Origin of the sequence: Phytohabitans aurantiacus (assembly GCF_027923225.1) — a bacterium.
In the GTDB taxonomy this organism is placed as follows: Bacteria; Actinomycetota; Actinomycetes; order Mycobacteriales; family Micromonosporaceae; genus Phytohabitans; species Phytohabitans aurantiacus.
This window is the reverse complement of the sequence record NZ_BSDI01000057.1, coordinates 29,857-44,860: the sequence shown is the minus strand read 5'-3', so window position 1 is coordinate 44,860 and position 15,004 is coordinate 29,857. Positions and strand designations below refer to the sequence as shown.

The 15,004-nt window shown below is 71.0% G+C and carries 12 protein-coding genes; 10 read left to right on the top strand and 2 right to left on the bottom strand.

Translation table 11 applies throughout. The annotated features are described in order from the left end of the window. The first annotated feature begins 95 nt into the window (after positions 1-95). The gene (locus QMG73_RS37640; protein WP_281903758.1) at positions 96-2,897 is read left to right on the top strand and encodes an AfsR/SARP family transcriptional regulator; all 2,802 of its coding nucleotides are present in this window, start codon (positions 96-98) and stop codon (positions 2,895-2,897) included. Here the strand turns inward: QMG73_RS37640 and QMG73_RS37635 are convergent. Beyond that, entirely contained in the window at positions 2,879-3,850 is a 972-nt protein-coding gene (locus QMG73_RS37635; RefSeq protein ID WP_281903757.1) for a helix-turn-helix transcriptional regulator, read from the bottom strand. The two genes, QMG73_RS37640 and QMG73_RS37635, sit on opposite strands and share 19 nt — an antisense overlap. Positions 3,851-3,958: 108 nt before the next feature. Here QMG73_RS37635 and QMG73_RS37630 point away from each other — a divergent pair, with 108 nt between their 5' ends. Beyond that, positions 3,959-4,360 (top strand): RidA family protein, encoded by a 402-nt coding sequence (locus QMG73_RS37630; protein ID WP_281903756.1) that lies wholly within the window; start codon positions 3,959-3,961, stop codon positions 4,358-4,360. Positions 4,361-4,427: 67 nt separating this feature from the next. Next, positions 4,428-4,904 (top strand): DUF488 domain-containing protein, encoded by a 477-nt coding sequence (locus tag QMG73_RS37625; RefSeq protein WP_281903755.1) that lies wholly within the window; start codon positions 4,428-4,430, stop codon positions 4,902-4,904. 259 nt (positions 4,905-5,163) lie between these two features. Here the strand turns inward: QMG73_RS37625 and QMG73_RS37620 are convergent, their stop codons facing one another. Continuing rightward, positions 5,164-6,162: a hypothetical protein gene (locus QMG73_RS37620; RefSeq protein WP_281903754.1), complete on the bottom strand. Its 999-nt coding sequence runs from the start codon at positions 6,160-6,162 to the stop codon at positions 5,164-5,166. Positions 6,163-6,358: 196 nt separating this feature from the next. Between QMG73_RS37620 and QMG73_RS37615 the strand changes: the two genes are divergently transcribed. From QMG73_RS37615 to QMG73_RS37585, 7 genes are all read left to right on the top strand, one after another. Continuing rightward, complete coding sequence (locus tag QMG73_RS37615; protein WP_281903753.1) at positions 6,359-8,392, top strand: putative bifunctional diguanylate cyclase/phosphodiesterase; 2,034 nt, start codon at positions 6,359-6,361, stop codon at positions 8,390-8,392. A 76-nt stretch (positions 8,393-8,468) separates the two neighbouring features. Further along, positions 8,469-9,458: an ABC transporter ATP-binding protein gene (locus tag QMG73_RS37610; protein ID WP_281903752.1), complete on the top strand. Its 990-nt coding sequence runs from the start codon at positions 8,469-8,471 to the stop codon at positions 9,456-9,458. Next, the gene (locus tag QMG73_RS37605) at positions 9,455-10,261 is read left to right on the top strand and encodes an ABC transporter permease (protein ID WP_281903751.1); all 807 of its coding nucleotides are present in this window, start codon (positions 9,455-9,457) and stop codon (positions 10,259-10,261) included. Before QMG73_RS37610 ends, QMG73_RS37605 begins: the two co-directional genes overlap by 4 nt. 3 nt (positions 10,262-10,264) lie before the next feature. Beyond that, a complete protein-coding gene (locus tag QMG73_RS37600) occupies positions 10,265-11,053 on the top strand; it encodes an ABC transporter permease (RefSeq protein WP_281903750.1) in 789 nt (262 codons plus the stop codon). A gap of 56 nt (positions 11,054-11,109) precedes the next feature. Then, complete coding sequence (locus QMG73_RS37595) at positions 11,110-11,793, top strand: MOSC domain-containing protein (protein WP_281903749.1); 684 nt, start codon at positions 11,110-11,112, stop codon at positions 11,791-11,793. Positions 11,794-12,957: 1,164 nt separating this feature from the next. After that, positions 12,958-13,965, top strand: a complete 1,008-nt coding sequence (locus tag QMG73_RS37590; RefSeq protein ID WP_281903748.1) for an ABC transporter substrate-binding protein — start codon at positions 12,958-12,960, stop codon at positions 13,963-13,965. Beyond that, positions 13,952-15,004, top strand: a complete 1,053-nt coding sequence (locus QMG73_RS37585) for a FecCD family ABC transporter permease (protein ID WP_281903747.1) — start codon at positions 13,952-13,954, stop codon at positions 15,002-15,004. The genes QMG73_RS37590 and QMG73_RS37585 overlap by 14 nt, the downstream gene beginning before the upstream one ends.

Sequence of the window (15,004 nt, the reverse complement as noted above, 5' to 3'; positions counted from 1 at the left end):
GAGCGCCTGGTAGCCATCGCCTACGGTGTAAACCCAACCGCACCCGACGGGGGCGAGAAGGGGGCGTCTTGCGGTTCTGCGTCTTGGGTCCGGTGGTGGCCTACGGAGTCGACGGAATCGTCGAGTTGGGACCGACCCGCCAGCGCACGGTGCTGGCGACTCTGCTGGTCGAACCCGCCACCGCGGTCAAACCGGAACAACTGATCGACCGGGTGTGGGGCGAGCGGCCGCCCCAACGAGCCAGGCAGACCCTGCACACGTACCTGTCCCGGCTGCGTACCGCGCTCGAAGCGGCCGGAGGCCCGACGCCTGTGCGCCGTGGTGGCGGCTACCTGCTCGACGTCGAGCCCACCGCCGTCGACCTCCACCGGTTCCGGGAACTGGTCGCCGCCGCCCGCGCCGCCGACGACGCCCACGCGGCCGGACTGTGGCGCGACGCGCTCGCCCTCTGGCGCGGCACGCCGTTCGACGATCTCGACAGCGACTGGCTGCACGGCGTCGCCGCCGGACTCGAACGCGAACGCTGGGCCGCCATCCTCGACCGCAACGACGTGCTGCTGCGCGGCGCGGACCACCGGAGCGTACTCGCCGACCTGGCGCCGGCACTGGACGAGCACCCGCTGAACGAGCGCCTCGCCGGGCAGTTCATGGTCGCCCTGTACGCGGCCGGCCGCCAGGCCGACGCCCTCGCCCACTACCGCACCCTGCGCCAGCGGCTGATCGACGACATCGGCAGCGAACCCGGACCCGCACTGCGCGAACTGCACCAACGCATCCTGCACCAGGACCCGCACCTGGTCCCCGGCGTGGCCGCGCCGGTGACCGCGCCGCAGCCGGCCGCGGCCGCCCCGCCGGCCCGACCGGCATCCGACGCACCGACCCAGCTGCCTGCCGACATCGCCGGGTTCACCGGCCGGGACGACGCCGTCGAGCAGCTCGACGCCGTCCTGGGCGGCGCCGGGGATCCACCGTCGGCGACGGTCATCGCGACGATCGGCGGCACCGGCGGCATCGGGAAGACGGCGCTGGCCGTGCACTGGGCGCACCGCGTCCGCGGCCGGTTCCCGGACGGGCAGCTCTACCTGAACCTGCGCGGGTTCGACCCGGGCGGCCAGGCGATGCCGTCCGGTACCGCCCTGCGTACGCTGCTCGAACTTCTCGGCGTACCACCCACGAAGCTTCCGACCACAATGGAGGCTCAGGCCGGGCTGTACCGCAGCCGGCTCGCCGACGCCCGGATGCTGCTGTTGCTGGACAACGCGCGCGACGCCGAGCAGGTCCGGCCGCTGCTTCCCGGGGCACCGGGCAGCCTGGTGCTGGTCACCAGTCGCAGTGACCTGGCGAGCCTGGTCGCCGCGGAGGGCGCCCGGCCGTTGTGGCTCGACGGGCTCGACGCCGGCCAGGCGCGGCTGCTGCTGGCCAGCCGGCTCGGCCCCGACCGGCTGGCGGCCGAACCGGACGCCGTCGACACCATCGTCGCCGCCTGCGCCGGGCTCCCGCTCGCGCTTGCCATCATCGCCGCCCGGGCCGCCACCAGGCCCACCCTGCCGCTGTCGGCGCTGGCGGCGGAACTGGCCGACGCGGGCAACCGGCTCGACGCGCTCACCGGACCGGACGCGGCGACCGACGTGCGGGCGGTCTTCTCCTGGTCGTACCACGCGCTGGGCGCGGAGGCGGCCCGGCTGCTGCGGGTGCTCGGGCTGCATCCGGGCCCCGACATCGGCCTGGCCGCCGCCGCCAGCCTCGCCCGCCGTCCCGTGCCGCAGACCCGCCGCCTGCTGGACGAGCTGTGCGCGGCGCACCTGCTGAGCGAGAACGCGCCCGGCCGGTACGCCTTCCACGACCTGATCCGGGCGTACGCCGTCGAGCTCGCGCACGCCGAGGACAGCGCGGACGACCGGTTCGCCGCCCAGCGGCGGATGCTCGACCACTACCTGCTTAGCGCCCACGCGACCGACGAGTGGCTGCCGGCCACCCGCGACCCGATCAGCCCGGATCCGGCGTCGCCCGGCGTCGTGGTCACGACGTTCACCGACAACCCCGGTGCCCGGCGGTGGCTGACCGACGAGCTCGCCGTTCTCCTCGCTGTCGTGCAGGGCACCACCGACCCGCGCTTCGACCGGCACATCCAGCAGCTGGGCTGGTCGCTGGCGACGTTTTTGCTGTGGCGGGGACACTGGCATCACCAGATCAGCGTCCAGGAAGCCGCCCTGCGCGCCGCGCACCGGCTGGGGGACCAGCCCGGCGCGGCCGACATCCACCGCCGGCTGCTGTACGCGCACATGATGCTCGGCCGCCGCGAACAGGCTCACGGGCACAGCGTCGCGGCCCTCGACCTGTACGCCGCCGTCGGCGACAACACCGGCAGCGCGCGTACCCACCTCGGGCTGATGTGGTTCTTCGAACAGCAGGGCGAGTACCACGACGCGCTGCGGCACGCGCGGCAGGCGCTGGAGTTCGCCGAGCGGTCGGGCAACCGCGGTGTGCTGGCGGTCGCGTACAACGGGGTCGGGTGGACGCACAGCCTCGTCGGCGAGCACGAGACCGCGATCGCGTACTGCGAGCGGGCCCTGCCGATCCTGGAGGAACTCGGGGAACGGGCCACGATGGCCGACGTCTGGGACAGCCTCGGGCACGCGTACCACCAGCTCGGGCGCCATCCGGAGGCGATCGGCTACTACCAGCGGGCGGCGGACCAGAGCCGGGAGATGGGCGACCGCCGTCACGAGGCGGCCCACCTCGCCCGGCTCGGCGACGTCCATTCGTCGGCGGGCGACCAGGTGGCGGCAAGGCAGAGCTGGGGGGCGGCGCTGGCCATCTTCGACGACATCGACCACCCGGAGGCCGGCAGCACCCGGTCGAAGCTGGCCGCCGCCGGTCAGGACGGGGCGGCGTAGCGGTCGGCGAACGCGGCGGCCCGGTCGCGTAGAGCGGTGCGCAACGATTGCGGGGCCAGGGCTTCGGCGTTCATGGCGAGCTGCCACAGCGCCCATTCGGCGTGGCGGGAATCCTGGTAGGTCACCTCCAGTCGCAGCCAGCCGTCCGCCTCGGGCTCCTCGGCCCGTACGGCCACCGCGGTGCTCAGCAGGTCTTCCCGTCGCGCCGGGTGCACCCGTACCAGCACGGTGATGTGGCCCTCGGACAGGAACTGCGCGCGCCGTTCCCGCCAGATCCGGTCCAGGTCGACGCGGTCGGGCCGCTGTGCCGGCTCGGGGAGTTCCTCGGCGGCCAGTACCCGCGACAGCCGATAGGTGCGGTCGGCGCCCGATCTCGTGGCCAGCAGGTAGCCCCGGTCGCGCACGGTGACCAGACCGATGGGGTCCACCGTGCGCCACCGCGGTGCCTGGCCCGCGGCCGCGTAATGGATGCGCAGCTTGTGTCCGGCGAGCACCGCGCGCCGGACCTCGATCATGGTCGTGACCGGCACCTCCTCGGTGACCAGCCGGCGGGAGAGCAGATCGGTCTCCGGCTCGACGAGAAATCGCTGGGCCGCGTCGCTCGCGGCGGCCCGATGGCTTTCCGGCAGCGCGTCGAGCACCTTGCGCATGGCCGAGGCGAGCGCCGAGCGGAGGCCGAGCACCTGATCGCCCCGGCCTGATCCGGCGGTCAGCAGCGCGAGGGCCTCGTCGTGATTCAGCCCCGTGAGCTCGGTGCGGAAACCGGGCAACAACGCGAAACCGCCGTGCCGACCGCGCTCGGCGTGAACCGGGACGCCCGCCGCGGACAGCGCCTCGATGTCGCGCAGCACGGTGCGGGTGGACACCTCCAGCTCGCGGGCCAGCGCGTCAGCGGTCAGCCGGCCGCGCTGGCGCAGCAGCAGGACCAGCGAGACCAACCGGTCGGCGCGCATCCGAAAACTTTACAGGAATACACGACACAGGATGTCGTGATTTGTTGGCAGGCTCGCCACGACGGCGTCGAAGACGTCCTTACTCTCAATGAATCGAATGGAGCGGTTGTGGCAGTGGAACGAACGGCGGTCAACCCGGTGACGTGGTCCGTCGAGATGGGTTTCAACCAGGGTGAGATCGTCTCCGGGCACACCCGGACCCTGTACTGCTCCGGGCAGACCGCGATGAGCGCCGACGGCAAGCCCCAGCACGATGGTGACATGGCGGCGCAGTTGGCGCTGAGCCTCGACAACCTGGAGGCCGTGCTCGCCGAGGCCGGCATGTCCCTCGCGAACCTCGTCCGGCTCAACGTCTACACCACCGACGTCGACCAGCTGTTCCCGCACTACGGTGTGCTGGCGTCGCGGCTGGGCGCCGCCCGGGTGGCCCCGACCACCACGATGCTCGGGGTGACACGGCTGGCGATCCCCGGCCAACTGGTCGAACTAGAAGGCACCGCCGTCGCGTGACGTGACCTCCGGTGCGCTACTCGTGCCGGCCGGTCCGGCACGAGTAGCGAGAGGATGGGTGATCGCAGTGCGCACAATCGTGACGATCGGCGTCTACGGCTTCGACGTCGAGTCCTTCCTGCGACGGCTGCGGGACGCGGACGTCCGCCTGCTGCTCGACGTGCGCCAGCGCCGCGGTGTGCGCGGACCCGAGTACGCCTGGGCGAACTCGCTCCGGTTGCAGGCGGCCCTCGCCGGTGCCGGGATCGCCTACGAACACCACGCCGAGCTCGCCCCGACCACCGAGCTGCGCCAGCTCCAGTACGCCGACGACGACCGCCGAGGGGTCGGCAAGCGCACGCGCCGCGAGCTGGCGGCCGAGTACATTCGCCGCTACACCACCGAGATCCTCGACCGCGCCGACCTCACGCCGATCGTGTCGGCGCTGCCGGGCGGCGGGACCGCGGCGTTGCTCTGTGTCGAGGCCGACCCCGCGGCCTGCCACCGCTCGTTGATCGCCCAGCGGCTGGCCGACCGGCACGGCGTCACGACCGAGCACCTGTGATGTGAGCTACCGCGACGTTCGTCGTGCGCCATGCCGTTGCTCCCGCGGCCTCACCCGCCGCGTGTGGTCACGCTCTGCGCTTGTCGGCGCCTCGCCGTCCGGCCGTGGCTGAGGCGTCAGAAACCCTGTTTTTGTCGCCTCGGCGGCATCCGGAAGCCGCGATATCAGGGATTTGTTGCTTCGCCCGCGTGGGTTGTGTAGGCGCGGAGGGGGAGGCCGCGGGAGCGACGGTCTTGCGCGCGGCGGGCGTCGCGGCAGCTCAGAACGCGGTTGTCTTCCTTGCCCGGTCGGACAGGTGGGCGGAGGACGCGATGATGATCCGATCGATCGTCGGGCTGCCGCCGATGTGGTGGACCGTCTCGCGGGTGCCGGTGCGCAGGTCGAGTGCCTCGATGGTGGCGTCCGACTTGTCCGGCGCGGGGGAGTGCCAGATGAGGATCTGGTCGGGCCCGCGCCAGCCGATGAAGGTCGGCGCCCAGTTGGGGCAGGGCGGGTCGGACGGGCAGGGCCAGGTGACGGTGACCTCGCGGGCGAGCCCGCCGGCGCGGTCGGTGAGGGCGAAGGTGCCGGCCTTCTTGCCGGGGTTGACGAGGACGCCCGCGCCGTCGGGAGCCAAGCCCAGCATCAGCGTGCCGGCCGGCACCGGCAGCACACCGGTCCTGCGGCCATCGAGATCGAGGATCACGTTGCCCAACGTGAAATGCCGGCTGTCCGGCTTCCAGGACACCATGGACAGTGGCAGCTGGGGCACGTCGAAGACGGTTCCGTCGGGGCCATCCAGCGTCGTCCACGCGGCGGACAGGGTGGCCGCGTCCAGCTCGAAGGGCTTCACCTGGCCGGTGGTCAGGTCGACGACCGCCATCTCCGGGCCGCTCGTCGGTTGGCCAATCCAGCCGTAGTGGAGGACCGCCGCGTGCCGCCCGTCCGGCGAGATGTACGCGCCGGAGACCTCGAACGGCAGGTCGTACCAGCGGATCTTCCCGGTCGTGGTCTCGTAGCGACCGATCCGGTTCAAGGACTCGCCCAGGGGTGCGACCATCGCGTACCGCAGGTCGGCGGTGGGGGTGGTGACCGCGCCGACATTCACGTCGCGGTACCGGCCGGTCTTCGGGTCGAGCACCTGCCACGGCACGTTTCGCGGCTCGGGCGACGCGGGCGAGGTGGTGGGCGGCGCCGGATCCCAGCCCGCCGCCCCGGGCGACGACGAACTGCCTGAACTCGTCACGTTCCGCATCACGCACGTCTGGAATCTCCTCATGGTTTCCGGTTCACCTATTCAGACGCCCGGACGGCCCGCGCGACTGCATGCGGAAGGTCATGAGGTGAGCGAGTAGATATCCGGCTATCGAGGCATAAACAGCTCATATGGCGTTGCGGTGAGTATTGTTCGGGTTACTCTTTGGGCCGGTCAGGGGGCATGGGCGGTTGAGGGGGTAGGCGTGGCGGTGGCGACCGTGGCGAGGAGCCGATGGACGAGGCAACGGCTCCTGCGGCTCTACACGGTGGCTACCGGCGGCGCGGCCGTGGTGGTGATGGCGTTGACCGCCGGGCACGTGGTCGAGACGGCCACCAGGTATCCCTCGATGTGGCTGATGACCGTCCTCGCCGTACTGGCCGGCGGCCTGGCCTTCATCGAGTCGCCCGCGCCCGGCCGACCACAGATGATCGTGTGCCCCACGATCTGCTTCACCTTCGCGATCCTGCTCTGCTGGGGTCTCGGCCCGGCGATCGCGGCGCAGGCGCTCGCGGTGGCGCTGGTGCGGTGGAAGCTGCACGCCCCGATGGTCGACGGCGTCAAGGCGTGGGGGCAGTACACGCTCGCGTTCGTGGCCGCCGCGGCGGTGCTGTGGCTGGGACAACCGGACCCTTTCGAGCGCGACGGGCCGACCAACATCGTCACCGACGCGCTCACCGTCGTGGGGGCGGTCGCGGCCTGGCTCGTCGCGTACGCGGTGCTGGAGTACGGCCACTCGGTGCTGCGCGGCCTGCCCGCCCGATCCCGGGGCCTGACCCACGCACTGGGCAACCAGTTGCTGTTCAAGGCTTCCCTGCTCCTGCTGAGCCCGGTGCTGGCCGTCGCCGCGCACATCAACGTGGGGTTCCTGCCGCTGATCTTCGTGCCGCTGCTGGCCGTCCAGCGGATGGCGCGACTGTCCGCCGAACGGGACCGGGCCGCCCGCCTGGACCCGCTCACCGGACTGGCTAACCGTACCGGCCTGCGTGCCGGCTTCCGCGACCTGCTGGCGGCCAGCCGGCAGGTGTCGCCGGACGGCGCGCGAGGCCCGGCGACGCCGTCGCTGCTGATGCTCGACCTCGACCGCTTCAAGCACGTCAACGACACGCTCGGCCACGACGTCGGCGACCGGCTGCTGATCGCGGTGGCCCAGCGGATCTCGGCGGTGCAGCCGCCGGAGGCGATCGTCGCGCGGCTCGGCGGCGACGAGTTCGCCATCCTGCTCGTCACCGACACGCCCGAGGAGGCGGAGCGGGTGGCGGACACGGTCGTGCACGCGCTGGCTGAACCGGTGCGGCTGGACCGGCTCCAGATCGACGTCACCGCCTCGCTGGGCATCGCGTCCTATTCGGACGGTGAGGACTTTCCCACCCTGCTGCGCCACGCCGACGTGGCGATGTACGAGGCGAAGCAGCGCGGCGACGCGGTCGCGACGTACCTGGCGCGGGCCGACCAGAACAGCCCCGAGCGGTTGAAGCTGCTCACCGACTTCCGGGACGCGCTGACCGCCCGGCGGCCGGAGCAGATCGCCATGCACTACCAGCCCCAGGTGTCGCTCGCGACGGGCGAGACGCACAGCGTGGAGGCGCTGCTGCGCTGGTGCCATCCGGTACACGGGCCGGTGCCCACGCGCGACCTGCTCAGCGTCGCCGAGCACAGCTCGGTCATGCAGCAGATCACCATGAGGGTCATCGACGACGTCACGGCGCAGCTGGCGGCGTGGCGAAGCGACGGGCTGGCGATCCGCGCCTCGCTCAACGTGAGCGTCCGTGACCTGTACAGCGACGCTCTCGCCACCCACCTGGCCCGGCGGCTGGACGAGCGGGACGTGCCGCCGGATCGGATACAGGTGGAGATCACCGAGAGCGCGCTGCTCGCGGATCCCAGCAGGGTACAGGCCACCGTCAACCGGATCGCCGCGCTGGGCGTCGCGGTCTCGCTCGACGACTTCGGCACCGGGTACTCGTCGCTGCAGCACCTGCGCCGCCTGCCGATCAGCGAAATCAAGATCGACCGTTCGTTCGTCAGCGGGATGGCCGACAACCGGGACGACGCCGCGATCGTACGCTCCATTGTGGAGATGGCCCGGACGCTCGGCATCCGCACCGTGGCCGAGGGCGTGGAGAACGAGTACACGCGGCAGCTCCTCGCCGAGGCCGGATGCACGCTGATCCAGGGCTGGATCGCCGCGCACCCGATGCCCGGCCCGGAGGTCGTCCAGTGGCTCTCCGCAGCCCCATCGTATAAGGGTTGAGATAAAGCGCGCCGCTGTGGCAGACTGCCTCCCTCTTCCTTGATCCACTAACGGTGGCGGGAATCCGGAGGTAGCGATGGACGGCCCAGCCATCGAGGCGCGGCGACTGCGCAAGGTCTTCACCACCTCGGTGCGCCGGCCCGGTTTCGTGGGTGCGCTGCGGTCGCTCGTGGCGCCCGAGCGCGCCGACACCGTCGCGGTCGAGGAGGTGTCGTTCAGCGTCGCGCGCGGCGAACTGCTCGCCCTGCTCGGGCCCAACGGCGCCGGCAAGTCGACCACCATCAAGATGCTCGCCGGGGTACTGGTGCCCAGCGACGGCGAGGCCCGGGTCGCCGGGCAGGTGCCGCACCTCGACCGCAAGGTGAACGCGCGGCGGATCGGCGCGGTGTTCGGCCAGCGTACGCAGCTGTGGTGGGACCTGCCGGCGGTCGAGTCGTTCACGATGCTCCGCGACATCTTCAAGATCGAGCAGGAGGCGTACCGCACGCGGCTGGAGGAACTGGACGGGCTGCTCGAACTGGCCAGCTTCTGGCAGCGGCGCCCGCGACAGATGTCACTCGGGCAGCGGGTGCGCTGCGACCTGGCCGCCGCGCTGCTGCACGACCCGCCGATCATCTTCCTCGACGAGCCGACCATCGGCATGGACGCCGTCGCCAAGGAACAGGTCCGCGAGTTCATCCGGTACCAGGTGGAGCAGCGGTCCCGCACCGTCATCCTGACCACGCACGACATGGCCGAGGTGGCCCGCCTCGCCCGGCGGGTGCTGCTCGTGAACGAGGGCCGGGTCGTCTACGACGGTGGCCTGGCCGAGCTGCAGAAGGAGTACGGGTCCGGATGGAAGGTCAGGGTCACGTTCGCGACGGGCGAGGTGCCGCCAGGCATCCCCGGGCCCGGCGAGAAGGTGGGTGACGCCCACGTGTTCGCCGGCGTCGACCCGACCGCCAAGCGCGAGCTGATGCGGTCCCTTCTGGACAGAGACGACGTGACCGACCTGGAGACGCACGGCGACGACCTGGAAGACATCATGGCCGCCGTCTATCGCAAGCGTGCGGCCGTGACCGCGTGAGCGAGCTGGCACAGGGCTGGCGGATCGCGCGGCGGTCGGTACTCTATGAAACCCACCATCCGGGCCGCCTCGCGGGCGTGGTCACGCAACTGTCCACACAGGTCTTCCTGACCTGGTGCCTGTGGACAGCGCTGTACGCGACGGTGTCGTTCAACGCGGGCATGGACCGCGGGCAGGCCGTCACCTACGCCGTGCTGGCCACCCTTTACGGGCGGCTGCGCGGGCCCGATCGCGGGTTGGCCAGAGACACCGTGCGCCAGCACGTCCGCACCGGCAGCATCGTGTACTGGTATCTGCGCCCCGTCGATCCCCAGCGGTACCACTGGGTGCGCGCGGTCGGCGACCAGCTCTACGGGCTGGCGTGGGCCGCGGCGGCGTACACGGTCTGCCGCCTGATCGGTCTGGTCGAAGGCCCGGCGTCGAAGACGGCGGCCGGGCTGTTTCTGCTCACCCTCGTCCTGGGCCAGATGGTGCTTTACTACCTGCTGGCTCTGGTCGACGTGGCCTGCTTCTGGACGCTGAACAACTTCGGCGTCGGCGCGATGATCAACCTGACCCAGAACCTGTTCGCCGGTGCCATCGCGCCACTGTGGTTCTTCCCCGGCTGGTTCCAGACGCTCTCGTCGTGGCTGCCGTTCCAAAGCTCGCTGCACGTGCCGCTGTCTCTCTACGTCGGCCGCATCCCGCCAGCCGACGCCGGCCACTACGTACTTGTCCAGGTCATCTGGATCGTCCTGCTCGCGCTGGTGTTGCGCCGGTTCTGGCGACGCGCCGACCGCCAGGTCGTCGTGCAGGGAGGCTGACCGGTGCTCACGCTGCGGTTCATCAAGCTGTCCATCAAGGCGGCGCTGGAGTACCGGACCGACTTCATCTTCATGATCGCTGTCGGGATCATCTGGCAGGTGACGGTGGTCGCCTTCGCCACGGTCGTCATCACCCGGTTTCCCGGACTCGGCGGCTGGTCGGCCGGTGACGTGCTGCTCGTGGCGAGCGTCCGGCTGGCTGGCCACACCTTCGCCTCCGGTTTCTTCATCGGGCTGCGGCAGGTCTCGGAGCTGACCGCCGACGGCAAGATCGATGCCTTTCTGCTGCGCCCGCTACCGGTGTACCGGCAGGTGATGCTCAACTATTTCCACATGCCGGAGTTCGGTGGCCTGGCGGTCGTCGCCGTCATGTTCGCGGCCGCGGTGCGGATGGTGGACATCGACTGGACGCCGTGGCGCATCGGCTATCTGGTGGCCTCGGTGGTCGGCGCCACCCTGCTGGAGGTGGCTCTGCAAACCGTCCTGGGAGCCTTCGCGCTGCGCCGTCCCACCGTCAAACTGTGGCAGGAGTGGACCGAGGAGCTGATGGCCGCCTTCGGCAACTACCCGCTGCACATCCTGCCCAACCTGGCCTGGGCCGTGTTCGTCTTCGTACTCCCGATCGCGTTCTGCGCGTACTTCCCGGTCGCCGTCCTCACTGGACAGACATCGTCGCTACCGGTGCCCGCCGGGGTCGCCGTCGCGTCTCCCCTCATCAGCGCGACGTTGTTTTTGGCCGCTCTTGGGTGGTGGCGCATTGAATTGCGTCGATACGAGAGTGTGGGCGGGTAGGGCGTCTCCCGTTGGGGCGGGCCGTGGGGGGCGGGTTTGGTGGATAGAATCGCGGGATGCACCTTGAGCAGCTCTGGCGGTACCCGGTGAAGTCCATCGGCGGCGAACGGCTCGAATCCGTCGCGGTCGGCATGATGGGCATCGAGGGAGACCGGGGCATGGCCGTCCGCGACGATCGCGACGAGTACACGTGGGCCGGCGACGTTCCGGGCCTCATGCGCGTGCGGGCCGTCACCGTCGAGCCCGGCGTCGTCGAGCTCCACCTGCCAGACGGCCGGCGGGTCCGCTCCGACGCAGCCGACGTCGACAGCCTGCTCAGCGATGCCGTCGACGCGAAGGTCACCCTCGACACGCACACGACGCACTGGGTCGAGGGCGCGCTGAACCTGATGACCACGACGACGCTGCGCAGCATCGCCGCCGCCCTGCCCGACAGCGCGGTCGACATCACGCGCTTCCGGCCAAACCTGCTGCTCGACGGCGCGGTAGACGAGGGCGCGACCGGATACCCCGAGGAGAGCTGGGCCGGCCGCCGGATGGCGATCGGCGGGATGCGGCTGCGGTTCACCATGCCGTGCGAGCGCTGCGTGATGATCACCAAGGAGACCACGACGGTCCCGCACGACCGCGCGGTACTGCGCCACGTCGCCCGCGAGCTGGGCAACAAACTCGGCGTGTACGCGGCCGTCGAGACGCCCGGCGAGGTCCGCGTGGGCGACGAGGCCCACTGGCTCGACTAACCCGCGTCTCTTAGCCTGGCGTCGCCCGCCCACGTCCCGCGCCTCTGCCCCGCCTCTTCTGACCGCGGACGCCGTGCCTCTGTTCGGTCATGCCGTGCCTCTGTTCGGTCATGCCGCGCCGCTTTGCGCGCGTGCCGTGCTGCTTTGCGCGCGTGCCGCGCCGCTTATGCGCGTGTGCCGTGCTGGTTTGCGCGCGTGCCGTGCTGGTTTGCGCGCGTGCCGTGCTGGTTTGCGCGCGTGCCGCGCCAGCGCTGTGCCTTGTTCGCGTGCGCTTTCCCCGCGCGGGTTGGGCCTTTCGCGCTCTCGCGATCAGTGTGGCGGAGTCGGCCGAGGGCGGGCGCGCAGGCGCTGGCTGGGGCGCCGCGCGCCGAGGCCACGCGCGGCCTGCCCGGTGCGGCCAGGCACCGACACGCGGCGGTTGTGGTTGCAGCGATATCCGGGTTTTTGCTGGGGTTGGACGCGAGTTGAGGGCGCATTTTCCCCGAAGATGCGCCCTCCGCGCCCTCCGCGCCCTCCGCGCCCTCCGCGCCCCGCGCCCCGCGCCCCGCGCCCCGCGCCCCGCGCGGCCCGTCCGCCGCGGCCCGTCCGGCCCGCCGGGACCGGCCCGCCCACCTGGCCGGGGCTGCCAAGCTGCGGCCTGCCCACCTGGCCGGGGCTGGCCGGCTGCGGCTGCGCGCGGCCTCGCGCCGGCGCTTGATCGCGAGCCGAGCCGATCAAGGGCAATCGCATGGATCATGGACGAATGCACGCGGAAAGAGATCCAACCGCGTGTATACGCCCTTGATCGGCGTAGCGGGCGTGGCGACACGCCGTGCCGGGCTGGCCTGGGGGCGGCCGCGGCGCGGAAGAGAGATCCAACCGCGTGTATACGCCCTTGATCGGCGTAGCGGGCGTGGCGACACGCCGTGCCGGGCTGGCGTGGGGGCGGCCGCGGCGCCGAAGAGAGATCCAACCGCGTGCGTTCGCCCTTGATCGGCGGGAGTCGGGAGGCGTACCGGGTGTGGCGACGCGCCGTCGCGGGCGAGCGGTGGCATCGGGGGAGAGGACGGGCGGGGCGTTGGTTGGGAGTGAGTCTGATCATCGCGCTGGCCAAAACGCTCCGTGGTGGTTAGCCTAACCTAACTGCTGCGAGCTACACCCCATCACGAGAACGGAAACTCCACCATGCGCGCATGGCGTCCGCTTCTGGCCGTGGCGGCACTGAGCGCCGTCCTTACCGGCTGTGGCAACGACTCCACCGCCAGCGATAAGCCCGCCGCCGATGCCGGGCCCTGGTCCTTTACCGACGGTTCGGGCCAGGTCGTCAAAGCTGACAAGACCCCTACGCGGATCATCGCCCACGCGGGCGAGGCCGCCGCGCTGATGTCGTTTGGCATCAAGCCGATCGGGATCTACTCCGACGAGTCCGTCAAGACCGACCCGAACCTGAAGAACCTCGACCTCACGGGCATCGAGATCCTCGGCGAGGAGTGGGGCAAGATCGACGTCGAGAAGGCCGCGGCGCTGCGGCCCGACCTCATTGTCGGTGACTGGTGGCCCGCCGAGAAGGCGCACAGCGGCATGGAGGAGGGCGTCGACGAGAAGAGCAAGAAGATCGCCGAGCTCGCTCCGGTCGTCGGTGTGTCGCAGGGCAAGTCGATCGTTCAGCTGGCCGACGGGTACGCCGACCTCGCCAAGAGCCTCGGCGCCAAGGTGGACGACCCGCAGATCGCCGCCAACAAGAAGCGCTTCGAGGACGCGGTCGCCGCGTTCAAGGCCGCCGTGGCCGAGAAGCCCGGCCTGACGGTCGGCGCGGTGTCACCCAGCGACGACAAGCTGTACTTCGCCAACCCCGAGTACGCGCCGGAGCTGCTCGACCTGCAGAGCTTCGGCCTCAAGGTCATCAACCCCGACAAGCCCGACCCCGGCTTCCCGTACTGGGAGAACCTCAGCTGGGAGAACGCCGACAAGTACCAGCCTGATCTGCTCCTGTTCGACGGGCGGTCGTTCACCGCGACGTCCAACGCGGACTGGGGCAAGAAGCAGCCGACGTGGTTCAAGATCAAGGCGGCGAAGGCCGGTGCGGTCGTGTCGTGGCCGGCGTACTGGCTGCACACGTACGGCGACTTCGCCACCGAACTCGACAAGCTGACAACGGCTGTCAAGGCCGCGGACCCGAATGTCGGCAACTAGCCGGTACGCGACACGCACCTCGGCCCGCGGGTCGCGGCGAGCCTCCGCCCTCGGGCCGGGGCTCGTCGCGCTCTGCGTAGTCCTGGCCGTCGTCGCGTTCCTCAGCGTCACGATGGGCTCGCGGTCGATCGGCCTGTCCGAGGTGCTGCACGCCCTGGGCAGCCTCAACAACGACGGCTCGACGAACAGCACCGTCACCCTGGAGCTGCGCGTCCCGCGCACCCTGCTCGGCATCGTCGTCGGCGCGGCACTCGGCGTCGCCGGGGCGATCCTGCAGGGCGTCACCCGCAACCCGCTCGCCGACGCCGGGATCATGGGCATCAACGCCGGCGCCGCCGCGTTCGTCGTCTTCGCCATCACCGTGCTCGGCTTCCGCGGCGTCGGGGTCTACGTGTGGTTCGCGTTCGCCGGTGCGATCGGCGCGCTCCTGCTCGTGTACTCGATCGCCTCACTGGGCCGCGAGGGCGCCACACCGATCAAGCTCGCCCTCGCCGGCGCTGCCGTCACCGCCGGGCTCACCTCGGTCACCACCGGCATCGTGATGACCAATGTGGACGCCCTCAACGAGTTGCGTTTCTGGCAGGTCGGCTCGCTCGCCGGCCGGTACGCGCCGATCCTGACCGGCGTCGCGCCGTTCCTGCTGGTCGGTCTCGTCGCGTCGCTGGGGTTCGGGCGGGCACTCAACGGCCTCGCCCTCGGCGAGGACGTCGCCCGCGGCCTCGGCCAGCATGTCACCCGCACCCGCGCGGCGGCGTTCGCCGTGGTCGCGATCCTCGCCGGCGCCGCCACCGCCGCCTGCGGGCCGATCGTGTTCATCGGGCTCGTCGTGCCACATCTGGCGCGGTTCATCTGCGGGCCCGACTATCGCTGGATCATCCCGTACTCGATGCTGCTCGCCCCCATCATCCTGCTGCTGGCCGACGTGCTCGGCCGGGTCGCCGGAGCCCCCGACGAGCTGCAGGTCGGTGTGGTCCTGGGCGTGCTCGGCGCGCCCGCGTTCGTGGCCGTCGTCCGCTACGCCAAGCTGTCGGAGGTGTGA